17 protein-coding genes are annotated in these 18,708 nt (G+C 69.8%); 6 read left to right on the forward strand and 11 right to left on the reverse strand.

The window, feature by feature from the left end; all coding sequences use genetic code 11:
• Positions 1–44: 44 nt before the first annotated feature.
• From OHU35_RS11670 to coxB, 3 genes are read right to left on the reverse strand one after another with little or no spacing between them, the layout of a single operon-like run.
• Positions 45–443, reverse strand: a complete 399-nt coding sequence (locus tag OHU35_RS11670) for a cytochrome c oxidase subunit 4 (RefSeq protein WP_189729201.1) — start codon at positions 441–443, stop codon at positions 45–47.
• The gene (gene ctaD / locus OHU35_RS11675; RefSeq protein ID WP_359895470.1) at positions 440–2,176 is read right to left on the reverse strand and encodes a cytochrome c oxidase subunit I; all 1,737 of its coding nucleotides are present in this window, start codon (positions 2,174–2,176) and stop codon (positions 440–442) included. Before ctaD ends, OHU35_RS11670 begins: the two co-directional genes overlap by 4 nt.
• A complete protein-coding gene (coxB, locus tag OHU35_RS11680) occupies positions 2,173–3,138 on the reverse strand; it encodes a cytochrome c oxidase subunit II (protein ID WP_189724600.1) in 966 nt (321 codons plus the stop codon). The genes ctaD and coxB overlap by 4 nt, the downstream gene beginning before the upstream one ends.
• Positions 3,139–3,404: 266 nt before the next feature.
• Here coxB and OHU35_RS11685 point away from each other — a divergent pair, with 266 nt between their 5' ends.
• Positions 3,405–4,784 carry a cysteine desulfurase/sulfurtransferase TusA family protein gene (locus OHU35_RS11685; RefSeq protein WP_189724601.1) on the forward strand — a complete coding sequence of 460 codons (1,380 nt, stop codon included), beginning with the start codon at positions 3,405–3,407 and terminating at the stop codon, positions 4,782–4,784.
• 71 nt (positions 4,785–4,855) lie between these two features.
• Here the strand turns inward: OHU35_RS11685 and OHU35_RS11690 are convergent, their stop codons facing one another.
• Complete coding sequence (locus OHU35_RS11690; RefSeq protein ID WP_189724602.1) at positions 4,856–5,830, reverse strand: carbohydrate kinase family protein; 975 nt, start codon at positions 5,828–5,830, stop codon at positions 4,856–4,858.
• Positions 5,831–5,962: 132 nt separating this feature from the next.
• On the opposite strand from OHU35_RS11690, the gene OHU35_RS11695 reads away from it, so the two are divergent.
• Complete coding sequence (locus OHU35_RS11695) at positions 5,963–6,172, forward strand: hypothetical protein (RefSeq protein WP_189724603.1); 210 nt, start codon at positions 5,963–5,965, stop codon at positions 6,170–6,172.
• Between the two features lie 145 nt (positions 6,173–6,317).
• Entirely contained in the window at positions 6,318–8,297 is a 1,980-nt protein-coding gene (locus tag OHU35_RS11700; RefSeq protein WP_233878785.1) for a hypothetical protein, read from the forward strand.
• A gap of 95 nt (positions 8,298–8,392) precedes the next feature.
• On the opposite strand, the gene OHU35_RS11705 is transcribed toward OHU35_RS11700, so the two are convergent.
• The gene (locus tag OHU35_RS11705; RefSeq protein ID WP_189724605.1) at positions 8,393–8,749 is read right to left on the reverse strand and encodes an iron-sulfur cluster assembly accessory protein; all 357 of its coding nucleotides are present in this window, start codon (positions 8,747–8,749) and stop codon (positions 8,393–8,395) included.
• A 282-nt stretch (positions 8,750–9,031) separates the two neighbouring features.
• Between OHU35_RS11705 and nadA the strand changes: the two genes are divergently transcribed.
• On the forward strand, positions 9,032–10,216 hold the full coding sequence (nadA, locus tag OHU35_RS11710; RefSeq protein WP_189724606.1) for a quinolinate synthase NadA: 1,185 nt from the start codon (positions 9,032–9,034) through the stop codon (positions 10,214–10,216).
• Between the two features lie 78 nt (positions 10,217–10,294).
• Here nadA and OHU35_RS11715 read toward each other — a convergent pair whose 3' ends face one another.
• From OHU35_RS11715 to OHU35_RS11735, 5 genes are all read right to left on the reverse strand, one after another.
• Positions 10,295–13,417: an efflux RND transporter permease subunit gene (locus OHU35_RS11715; RefSeq protein WP_189724607.1), complete on the reverse strand. Its 3,123-nt coding sequence runs from the start codon at positions 13,415–13,417 to the stop codon at positions 10,295–10,297.
• 159 nt (positions 13,418–13,576) lie between these two features.
• Positions 13,577–14,260: a response regulator transcription factor gene (locus tag OHU35_RS11720; RefSeq protein ID WP_189724608.1), complete on the reverse strand. Its 684-nt coding sequence runs from the start codon at positions 14,258–14,260 to the stop codon at positions 13,577–13,579.
• On the reverse strand, positions 14,257–15,477 hold the full coding sequence (locus OHU35_RS11725) for a sensor histidine kinase (RefSeq protein WP_189724609.1): 1,221 nt from the start codon (positions 15,475–15,477) through the stop codon (positions 14,257–14,259). The genes OHU35_RS11720 and OHU35_RS11725 overlap by 4 nt, the downstream gene beginning before the upstream one ends.
• Positions 15,478–15,552: 75 nt before the next feature.
• On the reverse strand, positions 15,553–15,831 hold the full coding sequence (locus OHU35_RS11730) for a PspA-associated protein PspAA (RefSeq protein ID WP_189724610.1): 279 nt from the start codon (positions 15,829–15,831) through the stop codon (positions 15,553–15,555).
• A gap of 23 nt (positions 15,832–15,854) precedes the next feature.
• On the reverse strand, positions 15,855–16,658 hold the full coding sequence (locus OHU35_RS11735) for a PspA/IM30 family protein (RefSeq protein WP_189724611.1): 804 nt from the start codon (positions 16,656–16,658) through the stop codon (positions 15,855–15,857).
• 305 nt (positions 16,659–16,963) lie between these two features.
• Here OHU35_RS11735 and OHU35_RS11740 point away from each other — a divergent pair, with 305 nt between their 5' ends.
• Complete coding sequence (locus OHU35_RS11740) at positions 16,964–17,563, forward strand: DUF3043 domain-containing protein (RefSeq protein ID WP_189724612.1); 600 nt, start codon at positions 16,964–16,966, stop codon at positions 17,561–17,563.
• Positions 17,564–17,643: 80 nt separating this feature from the next.
• Positions 17,644–18,348, forward strand: coding sequence for a bifunctional 2-polyprenyl-6-hydroxyphenol methylase/3-demethylubiquinol 3-O-methyltransferase UbiG (locus OHU35_RS11745; RefSeq protein ID WP_189725037.1), 705 nt, complete (start codon positions 17,644–17,646; stop codon positions 18,346–18,348).
• Positions 18,349–18,387: 39 nt separating this feature from the next.
• On the opposite strand, the gene OHU35_RS11750 is transcribed toward OHU35_RS11745, so the two are convergent.
• Entirely contained in the window at positions 18,388–18,600 is a 213-nt protein-coding gene (locus OHU35_RS11750; protein ID WP_189724613.1) for a hypothetical protein, read from the reverse strand.
• Positions 18,601–18,708 lie beyond the last annotated feature (108 nt).

The following is an 18,708-nucleotide window of genomic DNA, read 5'->3' on the forward strand; positions in this document are numbered from 1 at the left end:
CGCTCCTCTCGGAGTGTCCGGGCCCCTGAAGCGCTCGGCGCGTGTTACTGGGTGCGGTTCTCACCGCGGTAGTACTCGAAGACCCAGCCCCAGATGCCGATCAGGACGATCGGCAGCGAGAAGTACAGCAGCCACCAGCCGATGGCGACCGACAGGAAGGCCAGGGCGCCGCCGATGGCCAGGGAGAGCGGCTGCCAGCTGTGCGGGCTGAAGAACCCGACCTCGCCGGCGTCGTCCGCGACGTCCGCCTCCTTGTTGTCCTGCGCGCCCACGTCGACCCGCCTGGCCGTGAAGCCGAGGTAGAAGCCGATCATGATGCACAGGCCGAAGGTCAGGAAGAGGGCCGTGGTACCGGCCGGCTCCTTCGACCACACGCCATAGACGACCGCCATGACGAGGACGAAGAAGCTCAACCACATGAACATCTTGCCCTGGATCTTCACTTGCCGGCCTCCTTGCCGCCAGCGAGGGCCTTGTCTCCGTGGCCCGCGTTCTCGAGCTGGTCGAGAGCGGCGATCTCCGGGTGGTGCAGGTCGAACGCCGGGGATTCACTGCGGATCCGCGGCATGGTGATGAAGTTGTGGCGCGGCGGCGGGCAGGAGGTGGCCCACTCCAGGGAGCGGCCGTAGCCCCACGGGTCGTCGACCTCGACCGGCTTGCCGTACTTGGCCGTCTTCCACACGTTGTAGAAGAACGGCAGGATCGACATGCCGAGCAGGAACGAGCTGATCGTCGAGATCGTGTTGAGCGCGGTGAAGCCGTCGGCCGCGAGGTAGTCCGCGTAACGACGCGGCATGCCCTCGGCACCCAGCCAGTGCTGGACCAGGAACGTGCCGTGGAAGCCGATGAACAGCGTCCAGAAGGTGATCTTGCCGAGGCGCTCGTCCAGCATCTTGCCGGTCCACTTCGGCCACCAGAAGTGGAAGCCGGAGAACATCGCGAAGACCACGGTGCCGAAGACGACGTAGTGGAAGTGGGCCACCACGAAGTACGAGTCGGAGACGTGGAAGTCCATCGGCGGCGAGGCCAGGATGACACCGGTCAGACCACCGAAGGTGAAGGTGATCAGGAAGCCGGTCGCCCAGAGCATCGGTGTCTCGAAGGACAACGAGCCCTTCCACATGGTGCCGATCCAGTTGAAGAACTTCACACCGGTCGGGACCGCGATCAGGAAGGTCATGAAGGAGAAGAACGGCAGCAGCACACCGCCGGTGACGTACATGTGGTGCGCCCACACCGTCACGGACAGGCCCGCGATCGCGATCGTCGCCCCGATCAGACCCGTGTAACCGAACATCGGCTTACGGGAGAAGACCGGAATGACCTCACTGATGATGCCGAAGAACGGCAACGCGATGATGTACACCTCTGGATGCCCGAAGAACCAGAAGAGGTGCTGCCACAGCAACGCCCCGCCGTTGGCGGAGTCGAAGACATGGGCGCCGAACTTGCGGTCCGCCTCCAGGGCGAACAGCGCGGCCGCCAGGACCGGGAAGGCGAGCAGGACCAGCACACCGGTCAGCAGCACGTTCCACACGAAGATCGGCATGCGGAACATCGTCATGCCCGGAGCGCGCATGCAGATGATCGTGGTGATGAAGTTGACCGAGCCGAGGATGGTGCCGAAGCCGGAGAAGGCCAGACCCATGATCCACATGTCGGCGCCGATGCCCGGGCTGCGGACGGCGTCCGAGAGCGGGCTGTAGGCGAACCAGCCGAAGTCGGCCGCGCCCTGCGGGGTGAGGAAGCCACCGACCGCGATGAGCGAGCCGAACAGGTACAGCCAGTAGGCGAACATGTTCAGCCGCGGGAACGCCACGTCGGGCGCGCCGATCTGCAGCGGCATGATCCAGTTCGCGAAGCCGGCGAACAGCGGCGTCGCGAACATCAGCAGCATGATCGTGCCGTGCATCGTGAACGCCTGGTTGAACTGCTCGTTCGACATGATCTGCAGACCCGGCCGGGCCAGCTCGGCGCGCATGAACAGCGCCATCACGCCACCGATGACGAAGAAGGCGAACGATGTAATCAGGTACATCGTGCCGATCGTCTTGTGGTCCGTCGTCGTCAGCCACTTGACCACGACACTGCCGCGGTTCTGGCGCCTGACCGGCAACTCGTCCGCATAGTGGGACCCTGCTGCCGCGGCACCCTGGGGTTCGTTGAGGATGCTCACAGGTTGTTCGTCTCCCGGTTCTTCTCGTGGCTCGTCTGCGCGATGCCGGCAGGAACGTAACCGTTCTGCTGCTTGTCCACGAGGTCCTTGAGGTGCTGCTCGTAACGCTCGGGGGAGACGACCTTCACGTTGAACAGCATCCGAGAGTGGTCGACGCCGCAGAGCTCGGCGCACTTGCCCATGAAGGTGCCCTCCTTGTTGGGGGTCACCTCGAAGGCGTTGGTGTGGCCCGGGATGACGTCCTGCTTCATCAGGAACGGCACCACCCAGAAGGAGTGGATGACGTCACGCGAGGTGAGGACGAAGCGGACCGTCTTGCCCTTGGGCAGCCACAGGGTCGGGCCCGGGTTGCCCGTCTGCGGGTTCCGCGTACCGGGGGTGCCGCAGTCGTAGGCGCCGCCGGCGTTGGCCGGGAAGTCGTCCTTGAACCGGTCCGGAATCGCGTCCAGGTCCTTGGAGGTCTTGGCGTCACCGGTGGAACCCGCGACGGGCTCGATGTAGTTGAAGCACCAGCTCCACTGGAAGCCGACCACGTTGACCGTGACGTCGGGCTTCTTCTTGAGGCTGAGCAGCTCGGACTCGTCGCGGGCGGTGAAGTAGAACAGCACCGAGACGATGATGAGCGGGACCACGGTGTACAGCGCCTCGATGGGCATGTTGTACCGGGTCTGTGGGGGAACTTCGACCTTGGTGCGGCTGCGCCGGTGGAAGAATGCACTCCACAGGATCAGACCCCACACCAGCACGCCAACGGCGAGCGCAGCCGCCCAGGACCCCTGCCACAGGGAGAGGATCCGCGGAGCCTCTTCCGTGGTCGGGGTGGGCATACCAAGGCGGGGGAAGTCTTCCCAGTTGTACGAGCAACCGGTGGCTGTCGCCAAGACCAGGCCCGCGGTCAGTGCCTGCAGCAGCTTCCGCCGCATCGGGCGCCGCGGCGAGCGGTCGGAGCCGTTGGGACTCACGTAGCGCCTTCCCGAGAGTCTCGCCCGCGCGGATCGGCTGCGGCCTGGCCTTCTCGCTGGTCGGTCGCCGCCCTGCGTCGGGCAGGGGTTTGGATGTTTATGCGGACCAAACCCTAGCCGACGCCCTCCGGGGGTTCTCGAGGAGGGGTGCCTACTGAGTCGGGGTGTTCGCTTGTTTGGCGGGTGCGGCCTTCACTGTGGTCGCTCGCGCAGTTCCCCGCGCCCCTTTTGGGACGTCTCGGTGCTGGACGATCTAGCGTTGGCGTGTGGCCTACTTCGATGCTGCTTCCGCTGCTCCGCTTCATTCTGTTGCCCGGCAGGCTCTGCTGGCCTCCCTCGACGAAGGGTGGGCGGATCCCGCGCGGCTGTACAGGGAGGGGCGGCGGGCCCGGATGCTGCTGGACGCCGCTCGGGAGGCTGCTGCCGAGGCGGTGGGATGCCGGGCGGACGAACTGGTGTTCACCTCGTCCGGAACGCGTGCCGTGCATGCGGGGGTTGCGGGGGCGCTGGCCGGGCGGCGGCGGGCCGGGCGCCACCTGATCGTGTCAGCGGTCGAACATTCTTCGGTACTCCATTCGGCCGAGGTGCACGAGGCGGACGGCGGGTCCGTCACCCAGGTGCCGGTCGACCGGGGCGGGGCGGTGGATCCGGTGGCGTACGGCGATGCCCTGCGCGGGGACACGGCGCTGGCCTGTCTCCAGTCGGCCAATCACGAGGTGGGGACGGAGCAGCCCGTCGCGGCGGTGGCTGAGCTGTGCCGGGGCGCCGGGGTGCCGTTGCTGGTGGATGCCGCGCAGTCGCTCGGGTGGGGGCCGGTGGAAGGGGACTGGTCGTTGCTCGCGGCCAGTGCGCACAAGTGGGGCGGGCCGTCGGGGGTCGGGCTGCTGGTGGTGCGCAAGGGGGTGCGGTTCTCGGCGCAAGGGCCGGTGGACGAGCGGGAGTCGGGGCGGGCGGCCGGTTTCGAGAACATCCCGGCGATCGTGGCCGCGGCGGCGTCGCTGCGGGCCGTACGGGCGGAGGCGGCCGGGGAGGCCGCGCGGCTGCGTGAGCTGACGGAGCGGATCCGGGCTCGGGTGCCGGGGCTGGTGCCCGATGTCGAGGTGGTCGGGGATCCGGTGCGCCGGCTGCCCGGGATCGTCACCTTCTCCTGTCTCTATGTCGACGGAGAGGCGCTGCTGCACGAGCTGGACCGGGAGGGGTTCTCGGTCTCGTCCGGATCGTCCTGCACGAGCAGCACGCTGACGCCGAGCCATGTGCTGCGGGCGATGGGCGTGCTGAGCGAGGGCAATGTGCGGGTGTCGCTGCCGCTGGGAGCGGCGGAGGAGGACGTGGAGCGCTTCCTGGAGGTTCTGCCGAGGGCCGTGGCGGGCGTCCGGGAGAAGCTGGGGGCGCCGGTCTCCGAGGTGGTGGTGCGGGAGGCGGACGTCCTTGTCGTGGACTCTCTGGGCAAGAGGTGCCCGATTCCGGTCATCGAGCTCGCCAAGGTCATCGGCGATGTGCCGGTGGGGGGCCTGGTCCGGGTCCTGTCGGATGACGAGGCGGCCCGCTTGGACATCCCGGCGTGGTGCGAGATGCGGAACCAGGAGTACGTGGGCGAGGAACCGGCGGACAGAGGAACGGCGTACACGGTCCGCCGGGTGAGCTGAACGCCCTGCTCTTAGGGGCGCGGGGAACTGCGCGACCAGCCCCCACGCACCCGCAGGCGAACAGCCGGATCTCAGGCGAGGTGCGCCTGAACCTCCGTCGCCGCTTCATCCCCGTACGCCTTGGTGAACCGCTCCATGAAGTGCCCCCGCCGCAGCTGGTACTCCTGCGTCCCCACCGTCTCGATGACGAGAGTCGCCAGCATGCAGCCGACCTGCGCGGCCCGCTCCAGGGAGACACCCCAGGCGAGGCCCGACATGAAGCCCGCGCGGAAGGCGTCGCCGACGCCCGTGGGGTCGGCCTTGCGCTCCTCGTCCGGCGTGCCGACCTCGATCGGGTCCTCGCCGACCCGCTCGATACGGACGCCGCGCGCGCCGAGGGTGGTCACACGGTGGCCCACCCTGGACAGGATCTCCGCGTCGCTCCAGCCGGTCTTGGTCTCGATGAGGCCCTTCTCGTACTCGTTGGAGAAGAGGTACGTCGCCCCGTCCAGCAGGATGCGGATCTCCTCGCCGTCCATCCGGGCGATCTGCTGGGAGAAGTCGGCGGCGAACGGGATGGACCGGGAGCGGCACTCCTCGGTGTGGCGGAGCATCGCCTCCGGGTCGTCCGCGCCGATGGAGACCAGGTCGAGTCCGCCGACCCGGTCGGCGACGGTCTTCAGCTCGATGAGGCGGGCCTCGCTCATGGCGCCCGTATAGAAGGAGCCGATCTGGTTGTGGTCGGAGTCGGTGGTGCACACGAAGCGGGCGGTGTGCAGCGTGTCGGAGATGCGGACGGAGTCGGTGTCGACGCCGTGCCGGTCGAGCCAGGCGCGGTACTCGTCGAAGTCCGCGCCCGCGGCGCCGACCAGGATCGGCCGGGTGCCGAGCTGTCCCATGCCGAACGCGATGTTCGCGGCGACGCCGCCGCGGCGGACGTCGAGCTTGTCGACCAGGAACGACAGCGAGACCGTGTGCAGCTGGTCCGCTACGAGCTGGTCGGCGAAGCGACCGGGGAAGGTCATGAGGTGGTCGGTGGCGATGGAGCCGGTGACTGCGATGCGCACGGCGTGGATTCTCCTGAGGGAGGCGGGCCTTGACACTTCACGCTATCGGGTGGGCGGGGCAGCTCTGAAGGCAACGAAACTACCCGATAGTAGATCTTTCTCCGCGAGCTCGAGCGTGCCTACGGTGCCGCTATGACGAACCTCAAGGTCCAGGCACCCGTTCCGGTCGATCTCGAAGGCGATCTGGCGTCGTTGCCGGGTGACGGGGCGCGGATGGCTCCCCACTGGGCGGCTCCCGACCGGATCGCCTCCCGGCCGGTCTCCCCGGCCCTGATCCATGGTGTGACGGTACCCCCGGCGTCGGCCCGGCTGCTCGACGCCATGTCGGACTACGGGGACTGAACGGGCCCCTGCGGGAACCGTGTGCTCCCCCGCTGCGTCCCATCGCTGTCCCCCGTAAAGGGGAGGCGGGATACGACCCACCAGCGGCCCGTGTGTGACCGGTCCGGGTCCCATGGGACAGCTGTGCAGCCGAAGGAGCGATGCGGTGAACACCGAGCGACCCGACAACGACGACGACGCCAGGGAAGCGGGCGGCACCGGAGCCGCCGACCCTGCCCGGGACATCGGGGGCGTCTCCGACGGTGAACGGGGTTCGGCGGACGCGCGGGACGAGACGGAGACGGAGGCGGGTTCGGAGGACGCGGGGTCGGCGGACGCCGTGGACGGGGCGGAGGCCGCCGGGTCCACCGATTCCGGCGACGACGCCGAGGCCGGCCAGGGTTCCGAGACCCCGGCCGCCGAGTCCCGTGAGGCCGACACGCCCGAGGTCGCTGAGACGGAGCAGGCCCCTGAGGCCGGCCAGGCTCCTGAGGCCGGCCAGGCTCCTGAAACTCCTGAGACTCCTGAGGCCTCCGGCGCCCAGGAGGACCACGACACGGCGAAGGCCGCATCCGTCCCGGAACCCGAAGCCGGCACCGAGAGCACCGGCGTCGACGAAGCCGGCCCGGCCCCGGACCGGGCAGCAGGCGCGGCAGCCGCCGGGGTGCCGGACAGCGACCTGCCCCGCGATGAGGAGGACCTGGTCCACTCGGGCGGCGGGCGGCCCCGGACGCCCGCGATCATCGCCTCCGTCGCCGCCGCCGTGCTGCTGATCGGCGGGGGCGGGGCCTGGCTCGCCACCAACGTGGCCGACGGGTCGGGCGGTGGACAGACGTCCGGCGCGCCCGGCGGTGACGACACTCCCCCGCCGCTCGCGCTCGACGGGTACTCGGAATCCACGGCGGGCGGCCAGAACGGCATCGCACCCGGTGAGCCCAACCCCTACGGCGCCACCTACCGGCTCGGCGGCACGCTGCCGGACGGACCCGGCGAAGCCCCGGTGTACCGGGCGCGGGGCGAGGTCACCAAGGAGGACGTGGCCCGGCTGGCGAAGGCCCTCGGGGTCGAGGGGTCGCCGGTGGCACAGGGCGAGGCCTGGAAGGTCGGGGCCGGTCAGGACGGTTCCGGGCCGAGCCTCCAGGTGAACAAGCAGGCGCCGGGAGCCTGGACGTTCAACCGCTATGCCCCGGGCACCGACAACTGCAAGGGCACCGACACCTGCACGGCTCCGCAGTCCGGCGGCACCCCGGTGAGCGAGGCGGCGGCGGAGAAGGCCGCGGCGCCGGTGCTGAAGGCGCTGGGTCAGGACGACGCGAAGCTCGACGCGAGCCAGATCATGGGCGCCCAGCGGGTGGTGAACGCCGCTCCCGAGGTCGGCGGACTGCCGACGCACGGCTGGACCACCGGAGTGACCGTCGGCTCCGACGGCGAGGTCGTCGGCGGCAGCGGTCAGCTGAAGGCGCCGGCCAAGGGGGACACCTACCCCGTGGTCAGTGCCAAGAAGGCGCTGGAGCTGATGGAGACCCGGCCGAAGAGCGACCACCGGATGGGCATCGGCGGCTGCGCGAGCCCGGTGCCGCTGAAGGACCGGCTGGAGCAGCCCTGCGGATCGTCGGCGAGCGGCGCTCCCGAGCAGGACGCGGTCACGGTGGAGAACGCGGTGTTCGGACTGGCCTCGCACTTCGTGGACGGGCGCCAGGCGCTGGTGCCGTCCTGGCTGTTCGAGGTGACGGCGCCGGGTGCGAAGGACCCGTTCACGGTGACGTACCCGGCGGTCGACCCGAAGTACCTGACGTCCTCCACGCCGAGCGAGCCGAGTGACAAGCCGACGTCGGCGCCCGGGCCGCGCAACGTAGAGGTGGACGGCTACCGGGCCGAGGGTGACGAGCTGACCGTGACCTTCACGGGCGGGGTGTGCGCCGACTACGACGTGAAGGCGAGCGAGAAGGGCGGCGAGGTGACGGTCGAGGTGACCTCGACCGCGTGGCCGGACAAGGTCTGCATCATGATCGCGAAGCAGTTCCAGGAGACCGTGCGGCTCGACGAGCCGCTGGGCGACCGTGCGGTCGTGGGCTCGGACGGCAAGGGGGTCCCGCTGGCCAAGGAGGGCGCACGGCTGCCGGCTCCCCCGACGCGGGAGCGGTAGTACCCGGGCAGGTACCCAGCGCGAAGGCGGCGGCCCCGTCGGAGGGGGCCGCCGCCTTCGTCATGTCCGCTGCCGCCGGTGGCGGCCCGGCAGGCTCAGCTGAAGGAGTCGCCGCAGGCGCAGGAGCCGGTCGCGTTCGGGTTGTCGATCGTGAAGCCCTGCTTCTCGATGGTGTCCACGAAGTCGATCGTGGCACCGCCCAGGTACGGGGCGCTCATGCGGTCGGTGACGACCTTCACACCGCCGAAGTCCTTCTCCACGTCGCCGTCGAGGGAACGCTCGTCGAAGAAGAGCTGGTAGCGCAGACCGGAGCAGCCGCCGGGCTGGACGGCGACGCGCAGCGCGAGGTCCTCGCGGCCTTCCTGGTCGAGCAGGGTCTTGACCTTGTCCGCGGCGGCGTCGGTCAGGATGATGCCGTCGCTGACGGTGGTGGTCTCGTCCGATACGGACATCTACATCTCTCCCGGGTTGTACGGAGACTGCTTGCCGACGGGTCCAACCGGCGGGGCCGCGGATTCATTCCGGGCCGGGCGCTCGATTTACGGCTCGGTTTCATGCTCGCACACACGCCGGGAACCGGAAAACGGCTCTTTCCCGGTCTTCCCGGGAATGAACGGCGACTCACCGGGATTCACGTCACACAGACGCTATGGCCATCGTCAACGTGACGTGAAGCGGTTATGATAGATAGCGTCAAATCGACGAAAAGTCGCGGAACAGAAAGGGTGCGTGTCGTGACCACCGCCCAGCCCCAGGAGCTCGACGTACAGCCGACGCCCCTCGCCCTGCTGCTCCTCGGCCGTGAGGCCGACCCCAGGAGCGAGCGCGGCGTGGAGTGCCCCGGCGACCTGCCCTCGCCGTCCGACCCGGACCTGGTGGAGCGCGCCCGCAAGGCCAAGGAGAAGCTCGGGGACAAGGTCTTCGTGCTCGGCCACCACTACCAGCGCGACGAGGTCATCCAGTTCGCCGATGTCACCGGAGACTCCTTCAAGCTGGCCCGGGACGCCGCCGCCCGCCCGGAGGCCGAGTACATCGTGTTCTGCGGTGTGCACTTCATGGCCGAGTCCGCGGACATCCTGACCTCCGACGATCAGAAGGTCGTCCTGCCCGACCTGGCCGCCGGCTGCTCGATGGCCGACATGGCGACGGCCGAGCAGGTCGCCGAGTGCTGGGACGTGCTGACCGAGGCCGGGATAGCCGAGCAGGTCGTGCCCGTCTCGTACATGAACTCGTCCGCCGACATCAAGGCGTTCACGGGCAAGCACGGCGGCACGATCTGCACCTCCTCGAACGCCAAACGGGCCCTGGACTGGGCCTTCGAGCAGGGCGAGAAGGTCCTCTTCCTGCCGGACCAGCACCTCGGCCGCAACACCGCCGTGCGGGACATGGGCATGTCCCTGGAGGACTGCGTCCTCTACAACCCGCACAAGCCGAACGGCGGTCTGACGGCCGACGAGCTGCGCGCCGCGAAGATGATCCTGTGGCGCGGCCACTGCTCGGTCCACGGCCGCTTCAGCCTCGACTCGGTGAACGACGTGCGCGAGCGCATCCCGGGCGTGAACGTCCTGGTCCACCCCGAGTGCCGGCACGAGGTCGTGGCCGCGGCGGACTACGTCGGCTCGACGGAGTACATCATCAAGGCCCTGGAGGCCGCGCCGGCCGGCTCCAAGTGGGCCATCGGCACGGAGCTGAACCTGGTCCGCCGTCTGGCGAACCGTTTCGCACCGGAGGGCAAGGAGATCGTCTTCCTCGACAAGACGGTCTGCTTCTGTTCGACGATGAACCGCATCGACCTCCCCCACCTGGTCTGGGCCCTGGAGTCCCTGGCCGAGGGCAACCTCGTCAACCGCATCGAGGTGGACAAGGAGACGGAGGCGTTCGCGAAGCTGGCACTGGAGCGGATGCTGGCGCTGCCGTAACGGTCCTTCCGCACGACGGAGGCCCCACCCGGTGTCCGGGTGGGGCCTCCTGCGTCGTACGGGAGTGCCGTACGAGGGTCAGACCTGCGCGGGCTCCGGCTCCTCGGCCGTCTCCGTGCGCTGGGCCGGAAGGCCCTTCTTCGCTGCCCGCTTCTTCGCCCGGCGCTCCTTGCGGAGCTCGAACATCGCGTACAGCGTCGGCACGAGCAGCAGCGTCAGCAGGGTCGACGTCACCAGACCGCCGATCACGACCACGGCCAGCGGCTGGGCGATGAAGCCGCCCTCGCCGGTGATGCCGAGGGCCATCGGCAGCAGGGCGAAGATCGTCGCCAGAGCGGTCATGAGGATCGGGCGCAGCCGGTGCCGGCCGCCCTCGATCACGGCCTCGACCACGCCGTAGCCCTGCTTGCGGTACTGGTTGATCAGGTCGATCAGCACGATCGCGTTCGTCACCACGATGCCGATCAGCATCAGCATGCCGATCATCGCGGGGACGCCCATCGGGGTGCCGGTGGCGATCAGCAGGCCGATGGCGCCCGTGGCCGCGAACGGGATGGAGACGAGCAGGATCAGCGGCTGGACCAGGGACCGGAAGGTGCTGACCAGCAGCATGAAGACGATCGCGATGGCTGCCAGCATCGCCAGGCCCAGGTTGGCGAACGCCTCGTCCTGGTCCTCGGAGACGCCGCCGATCGACGCCGTGGCGCCCTCCGGGAGCTTCAGCGCGCTGATCTCGGACTGGAGCTTCGTGCTCACCGCGCCCGTGTTGTCACCGGTCGGCTTCGCGCTGATGGTGGCCGCGCGCTGGCCGTCGATCCGGGTCATGGACACCGGCCCGTCGACCTGCTTCACCGTCGCGATGTCGCCGAGCTTCACCGCGCCCAGGCGCAGGTCCTGGAGCTGCTTCAGCGTCCGCGCGGGCTCGGCCGAACGGATGACGACGTCGCGCTCGCTGTCGTCCAGGGTCGCCTTGGCCGCGTTGGTGCCGCGGATCGCCTGCGCGACGGCGGCGCCCAGGGTCTGGTCGTTGAAGCCGGCCGCGGCCGCCTTGTCGTTGGCCTTCACCGAGATGCGCGGCACGCTCTGCGCCAGGTCGCTGGTGACGTCCGTGACGTCGTCGAGCGAGGCGACCGTCTTGCGGACCTCCTCGGACGCCGTACGCAGGACGTCGGAGTCGGCGGCCTTCACCACGACGCTGAGGTCCTGGCTGCCGAAGCCGTCACCGGCGGCGATGGTGGTCGTGCCGATGCCCTTGAGACCGGCCAGGCCCTTCTCGATGTCGTCCTGGACGTCCTCGAACGGCACCGAGTCGTCCAGCATCACCTGGTACGAGGCCTGGTTGGTGTCCGTGCCGCCGCCGAAGGCGGCCATGAAGCCGGACGAACCGATCGTGACCTGGTAGTCCTTCACGCCCTTGGTGTCGGCGAGCAGCTGCTCGACCTTCTTCGCCTGGGCGTCGGTCGCCGCCAGGCTGGTGCCGGGCTTCAGCTCCTGCTTGACGCTGAGGACTTCCTGCTCGCCCTGGTCGAAGAAGTTCGTCTTCAGCAGCGGCGCCATGCCGAACGTGCCGACGAGGACGGCGATGGCGATGGCCACGCTGGTGAGGCGGCGGCGGGTCGCGAAGCGCAGGACCGGGACGTAGATGCGCTGGAGGCGGCTCTTGGCCTCCTTCTCCTCCGCGATCCGGCGCGCCTCGTCGGCGTCCTCGGGGGTGCCCTTCGGGGGACGCAGGAACCAGTACGACAGCACCGGTACGACCGTCAGGGAGACGAGCAGGGACGCCAGCAGCGCGGCGGTCACCGTCAGGCTGAACGAGCCGAACAGCTCGCCCACCATGCCGCCGACCAGGCCGATCGGCAGGAACACCGCGACCGTGGTGAGCGTCGAGGACGTCACCGCGCCCGCGACCTCACGGACGGCCTGGAGGATCGCCGAGTGGCGCTCCTCGCCGTAGCCGAGGTGCCGCTTGATGTTCTCCAGGACCACGATCGAGTCGTCGACGACCCGGCCGATGGCGATCGTCAGCGCGCCCAGCGTCAGGACGTTCAGCGACAGGTCGCGCGTCCACAGCACGATCAGGGCGAGGACCACGGACAGCGGAATGGAGACCGCGGTCACGAGGGTCGAGCGGATCGAGGCCAGGAAGACCAGGATCACCAGGACCGCGAAGAGCAGACCGAGCGCACCCTCGGTGGTCAGGCCCTTGATGGACTTCGACACCGCCGGGCCCTGGTCGCTGACGACCGTGAGGCTCGCGCCGGAACCGAGGTCCTTGCGCAGGTCCGGGAGCTTGTCCTGGACGGCCTCGGAGATCGCGACCGCGCTGCCGTCGCGGTCCATGGTGACGGCGACGGAGAGGCTGGGCTTGCCGTCCGTGCGGGTGATGGAGTCGGCCGGGGCCTCCTGCTGCTTCACCGTGGCGACATCGCCGAGGCGCACCGGCTCGCCCTTGCCGCCGGGCTCGCCCGTGACCATCAGGTCCTGGATCTGCTTCAGCGAGGTGAAGCCGCCGCCGACCTGGACCGTGCGGTTGGCGCCGTCCTCGTCGAAGGAGCCGGCCGGGACGGTGGCGCCGCCCGCCTGGAGCGCCTGCATGAGGGACTGCGGGGTGAGGCCCGCCTTCGCGAGCTTCGCGTTGTCGGGGGTGACGGCGACCTGGAGGTCCCGCACACCGTCGACGGTGACCTGGCCGACGCCGTCGATGCTCTTGAGGTCCGGTACGACGGTCTTGTCGAGCTGGTCGGCCAGGGCCTGCTGGTCCCGCTCGGAGCTGACGGCGAGGACGACGGTCGGCATGTCGTCCGTGGAACCGGCGACGATCTGCGGGTCGACGTCGTCCGGGAGCTGGACGCGGGCCCGGTTGACGGCCTGCTGGACGTCGGCGACGAGCTGCTTGGTGTCGTTGCCGTAGTCGAAGGACGCCATGATCACGGCGTTGCCCTCGCTGGCGGTGGAGGTGACGCCGCTGATGCCGTCGACGGATTCGAGGTTGTCCTCGATGGGTTCGACGACCTGCTTCTCGACCACGTCCGGTGACGCGCCCTGATACGGCGCCAGCACGGACACCATGGGCAGTTCGATGGTGGGCAGCAGCTGCTGCTTGAGCTGGGGTATCGCGATCGCCCCGAAGACGAGCGCGATGATCGACATCAGCCCTATCAGGGCCCGTTGCGCGAGGCTGAATTTCGACAGCCAGGACATGGGTGAGGGTCTCTCTTCTGTTAGCGGCAGAAGCGGCAGCGAGCGCGCAGATGAGCACCCGCCCTAACACCCTGAGCCATCGGGGACCCCGGATTCGTAGGCCCCAGGTCCATTTCCTTATGCCGCGCATACTCCGGGCGCAGTACACCCGGGTCGAGCTCACTCCACCCTTGGACGGACCAGGCCGGACTCGTACGCGGTGACCACGAGCTGGGCCCTGTCCCGGGCGCCCAGCTTGGCCATGGCCCGGTTGACGTGCGTCTTCACCGTCAGCGGGCTGACCTCGAGACGCTCGGCGATCTCGTCGTTGGAGTGCCCGCCGGCGACCTGGACGAGCACTTCGCGCTCCCGCCCGGTGAGCGAGTCGAGCCGCTCGGCGCGGGCCGGGTCGCGGTCGCCGTCGTCGGCCGGGTCCTGGGCGAGGAAGCGGGCGATGAGGCCCGTGGTGGCCGCCGGGGACAGCAGGGCCTGGCCGCCGGCCGCGGTCCGGATGGCGGTCAGCAGTTCCTCGGGCTCCGAGCCCTTGCCGAGGAAGCCGGAGGCGCCGGCGCGCAGCGACTGCACCACGTAGTCGTCGACCTCGAACGTCGTCAGGATGACCACGCGGACGTCGGCGAGCTCGGGGTCGGCGCTGATCATGCGGGTCGCGGCGAGACCGTCGGTGCCGGGCATCCGGATGTCCATGAGGACGACGTCCGCGTGCTGCTCCTTCGTCATCCGCACCGCTTCCGCGCCGTCGGACGCCTCCCCCACCACCTCCATGTCGGGCTCGGAGTCGACGAGCACCCGGAAGGCGCTGCGCAGCAGCGCCTGGTCGTCGGCGAGCAGGACACGGATGGTCATGCGGGGTCCTCCCCGGTCGGTGTGCGGTTCTTGACCGGCAGGATCGCATGGACGCGGAAGCCGCCGCCGTAGCGGGGACCGGTGGTGAGGGTGCCGCGCACGGCGGTGACGCGCTCCCGCATGCCGAGCAGGCCGTGTCCGCCGCCGCTGCCCGGGTCCGCGTCCTCGCCGCTGCCGTCGTCGAGCACGGTGATCTCGATGTTCGGTCCGACCCGTACGACGCTGACCTCGGCCTTGGCGTGCGGCCCGGCGTGTTTCTGCACGTTCGTCAGGGCCTCCTGGATGATCCGGTAGGCGGCCAGGTCGACGGCCGCGGGCAGGGCGGTGCCCTGGTCGGTGCGGGCGACCTCGATGCGTTGTCCGGCGTTGCGGAAGGTGCCGGCGAGTTCGTCGAGGCGGTCCAGGCCGGGGGCGGGTTCGGTGGGGGCCTCCGGGTCGCCGGACTGCCGGAGCAGGCCGACGGTGGCCCGCAGTTCGTTGAGGGCGGAGCGGCTGGCCTCCCGGACGTGGGCGAGGGCCTCCTTGGCCTGGTCGGGGCGCTTGTCCATGACGTGGGCTGCGACGCCGGCCTGGACGTTGACCAGGGCGATGTGGTGCGCGACGACGTCGTGCAGGTCCCGGGCGATGCGCAGGCGTTCCTCGGCGACCCGGCGGCGGGCCTCCTCCTCGCGGGTGCGTTCGGCACGTTCGGCGCGTTCCCGGATGGCCTGGATGAAGGCGCGGCGGCTGCGGACGGCGTCGCCGGCGGTGGCGCCGATGCCGGCCCAGGCCACGATGCCGAGGTTCTCCTGGGCGTACCAGGGCAGGGGGCCGGCGGCCATGGCGGCGCCGGTCAGCACGGTCGTGGTGAGCAGCCCGACCCGCCAGGTGGTGGGGCGGTCGGTGGTGGAGGCGACGGTGTACAGGGCGATGACCGCGGACATGGCGACGGGGGCGCGGGGGTCGCCGGTGACGGACTCGATGACGGAGAACGTGCCGGTGAGGGCCAGGACCGTCATGGGGGCGCGGCGGCGGAAGACCAGGGCGGCGGCGCCGAGGACCATGAGGACGAGGCTGAGCGGGTCGGGGGTGCGCAGGACCCAGTTGACGGTGTCGCGGTGCCGGGGCTCCACGAAGGAGCCGGCGACCATACAGGCCAGGACCCCTGCGGCCAGGACCGCGTCCACGGCGAGGGGGTGCGCCTTGGCCTGGACTTTGGCCCTTTGGAGGGTGCTCACGGCTGATTACGTTAGCCGGGCGGGGTGTACGCGGATATGGGGGCCGGGTGTGAGGTGCTCGGCATCGGCGCCGGCTCAGCCCGGGATCAAGCCGTCGTCGTTCAGGAAGTCCCTGACCTCTTCCAGGGTCGCGTCCGGAGACGGGAGGATCAGTTCCGATGGTTCCAGGGAGTCGTCCGGGAGGGGTTCGCCGAGGTCGCGGACCCTGGTCAGCAGGGCCTGGAGGGTGCGGCGGAAGGCCGGGCCGTCGCCGTTCTCCATTTCGGCCAGGAGCTCGTCGTCCAGCTTGTTCAGTTCGGTGAGGTGGCCGTCGGCCAGCCTCACCTGGCCCTCCCCCATGATCCGTACGATCATGTCGCCCTCCTAGGCGTGGGCCCCTACTGCTTGTCGAAGCGCGGGGTGTCCTGCGGCTGCTGCCGGTCCTGCTGCGGCGACTGGCTCGTGCCACCTTCGATGGCCTGCTGCCCGGCGGCCGGGCCCCCGGCCAGCTCCTGCTTCATCCGCTGCAGTTCCAGCTCTACATCCGTACCACCGGAGAGCCGGTCCAGCTCGGCCTGGATGTCGTCCTTGTGCATCCCGGACTGGTCGTCCAGCGCCCCGGAGGCGAGCAGCTCGTCGATCGCGCCGGCGCGCGCCTGGAGCTGTGCCGTCTTGTCCTCGGCGCGCTGGATCGCCATGCCGACGTCGCCCATCTCCTCCGAGATGCCGGAGAAGGCCTCGCCGATCCGCGTCTGCGCCTGCGCCGCCGTGTACGTCGCCTTGATCGTCTCCTTCTTCGTACGGAAGGCGTCGACCTTGGCCTGGAGCCGCTGGGCCGCGAGAGTGAGCTTCTCCTCCTCGCCCTGGAGCGTCGCGTGCTGGGTCTCCAGGTCGGTCACCTGCTGCTGCAGGGCGGCCCGGCGGGACAGCGCTTCGCGCGCCAGGTCCTCACGGCCCAGCGCGAGCGCCTTGCGGCCCTGGTCCTCCAGCGTGGAGGACTGCTTGTTCAGCTGGGCGAGCTGCAGCTCCAGGCGCTTGCGGCTGGTCGCCACGTCGGCGACTCCGCGGCGCACCTTCTGGAGCAGCTCCAGCTGCTTCTGGTACGAGTAATCGAGGGTCTCGCGCGGGTCCTCGGCCCGGTCAAGGGCCTTGTTCGCCTTCGCGCGGAAGATCATCCCCATACGCTTCATGACACCGCTCATGGGCTTCGCGCGCCCCCTTCTGACCGACTCCGGCTCCAGCTCCTGCGACAGAACCCACAGTACGGGCCCTGCATCCATTACCGCACTGTTCGGGGACGGATGCGCTCATCCCCAAGGACGACTGTGGACGACCCCGCTCCGGCGTAGGGAGTAGGTGATCCCCGGGGTTACCGGAGGCGTACATCCCGGGGAACGACCGGAGCCGTACACAACGTCCCCTCTGTCCCCATACAGACGACTGGTGTTGCCGGATCGTTCCCCACGGGACTGGGGTCCATGCCCGGAAGCCCTTACCCTTGGGTTTTGTGTTCCGTAGCCGTGCGAAGGATGAGAAGGCCCAGGCCGCCGTGAAGGCGCCGGAGACCGACTCCAGTCAGCCCCGTCACCCCGAGGCCCGCAAGGGCCGCCCCACGCCCAAGCGCAGCCAGGCCCAGTCCCAGCGCCGCAGCGTGGCCAACACGTCGACGACGCGCAAGGAGGCCGCCAAGCGACAGCGCGCGGAGCGCCGTACCGCGATGGAGCGCCAGCGCCAGGCGCTGGCCAGCGGTGACGAGCGGTATCTGCCCGCCCGCGACAAGGGACCGGTCCGCCGGTTCGCGCGCGACTTCGTCGACTCGCGGTTCAACATCGCGGAGTTCTTCCTGCCGATGGCCGTGGTCATCCTCGTACTGAGCATGGTCCGTGTGGCCTCGCTGCAGAACGTCGCGCTGCTGCTGTGGCTCGTGGTGATCGTGCTGATCGTGCTCGACTCGTTCGTCTCCGCCTTCCGTCTGAAGAAGCAGCTGGCCGAGCGGTTCGCCGGCGAGAACAGGCGTGGCGCGGTCGCCTACGCCCTGATGCGCTCCCTCCAGATGCGCCGGCTCCGGCTGCCGAAGCCGCAGGTCAAGCGCGGAGAGCGGCCCTGACCACGACGCCGTTTTCCGAGAGCGCGGCGGATGCCTGGGTGACCGGTCTTGGCGGGCTGCGCGATGTGGTCCGGCAGGAGCTGGTCGCCCGGCAACTGGACGAACAGATATCCGGGCGCTTCCCGGTGGGGAAGCGGCTGCGGGTGCTCGACGTGGGCATGGGCCAGGGCACGCAGGCGCTGCGGCTGGCCCGGGCCGGGCACCAGGTGACCGGCCTGGAGCAGGACCCGAAGATGATCGCCGTGGCCCGGGATGCCCTCGCGGGGGAACCCGAGGGCATCCGGGAGCGGATGCGGATCATCGAGGGCGACGGCCGGGACACCGGTGTGCACTTCCTGCCGGGCGCTTTCGACGTGGTGCTGTGTCATGGCGTGCTCATGTACGTGGAGGAGCCCGACCCGCTGCTGGCGGGTCTCGCCCGGATGCTCGCGCACGGCGGACTGCTGTCCCTGCTCGTGCGCAACGGGGACGCGCTCGCACTGCGGCCGGGGCTGTCCGGCGCCTGGGCTGACGCGCTGACCGCCTTCGACACGACCAGTTACCGCAACCGCTTGGGGCTCGACGTACGGGCCGACCGGCTGAAGGATCTGACCTCGACGCTCGCGGGGATCGGGGCGCCGCTGCACGCCTGGTACGGGGTGCGCGTGTTCACGGACACGGCGGCGGACGGCGCGGAGGTCCCGGGCGCCGTCGAGACGCTGCTCGCGGTGGAGGAGAGGGCCGGGCGGACGGATCCGTACCGCGGGGTGGCGGCGCTGCTGCACCTGTGCGGTGTGCGGGGCTGACGAGGGGGTGGGCGGGGGCCGTCGGCCCCCGCCCCGGGCTCACGCCTCGGCCGCGTGCAGGCTCATCGGCCCGTAGATCTCCGTGGCGTCCTCGAACAGCCGCACCTGGTCGGCACCGCCTTCCTGCAGGGCCTTCCAGTGCTCCCCGATCCAGGACTCGGCGTCCCCCTGGGTGGGGAAGTCCTCCGGCGGCACCGCGGGCTGGACCTCCGTCCCGTCGGTCTTCTCGAACCGCCACGTCCATGCCGCCATGTACGCCTCCCATGTGTGAGCACACTGCACAGCAGGAGCCGGATCTTGGTCCGGCTCCTGTCCCCGAGCGTAAGCGCTCCGCCGGGTCGGGCGTTATAGGCGTCGCGG

The sequence above is a fragment of the Streptomyces purpurascens genome, assembly GCF_045040895.1.
Classification (GTDB): Bacteria; Actinomycetota; Actinomycetes; order Streptomycetales; family Streptomycetaceae; genus Streptomyces; species Streptomyces purpurascens.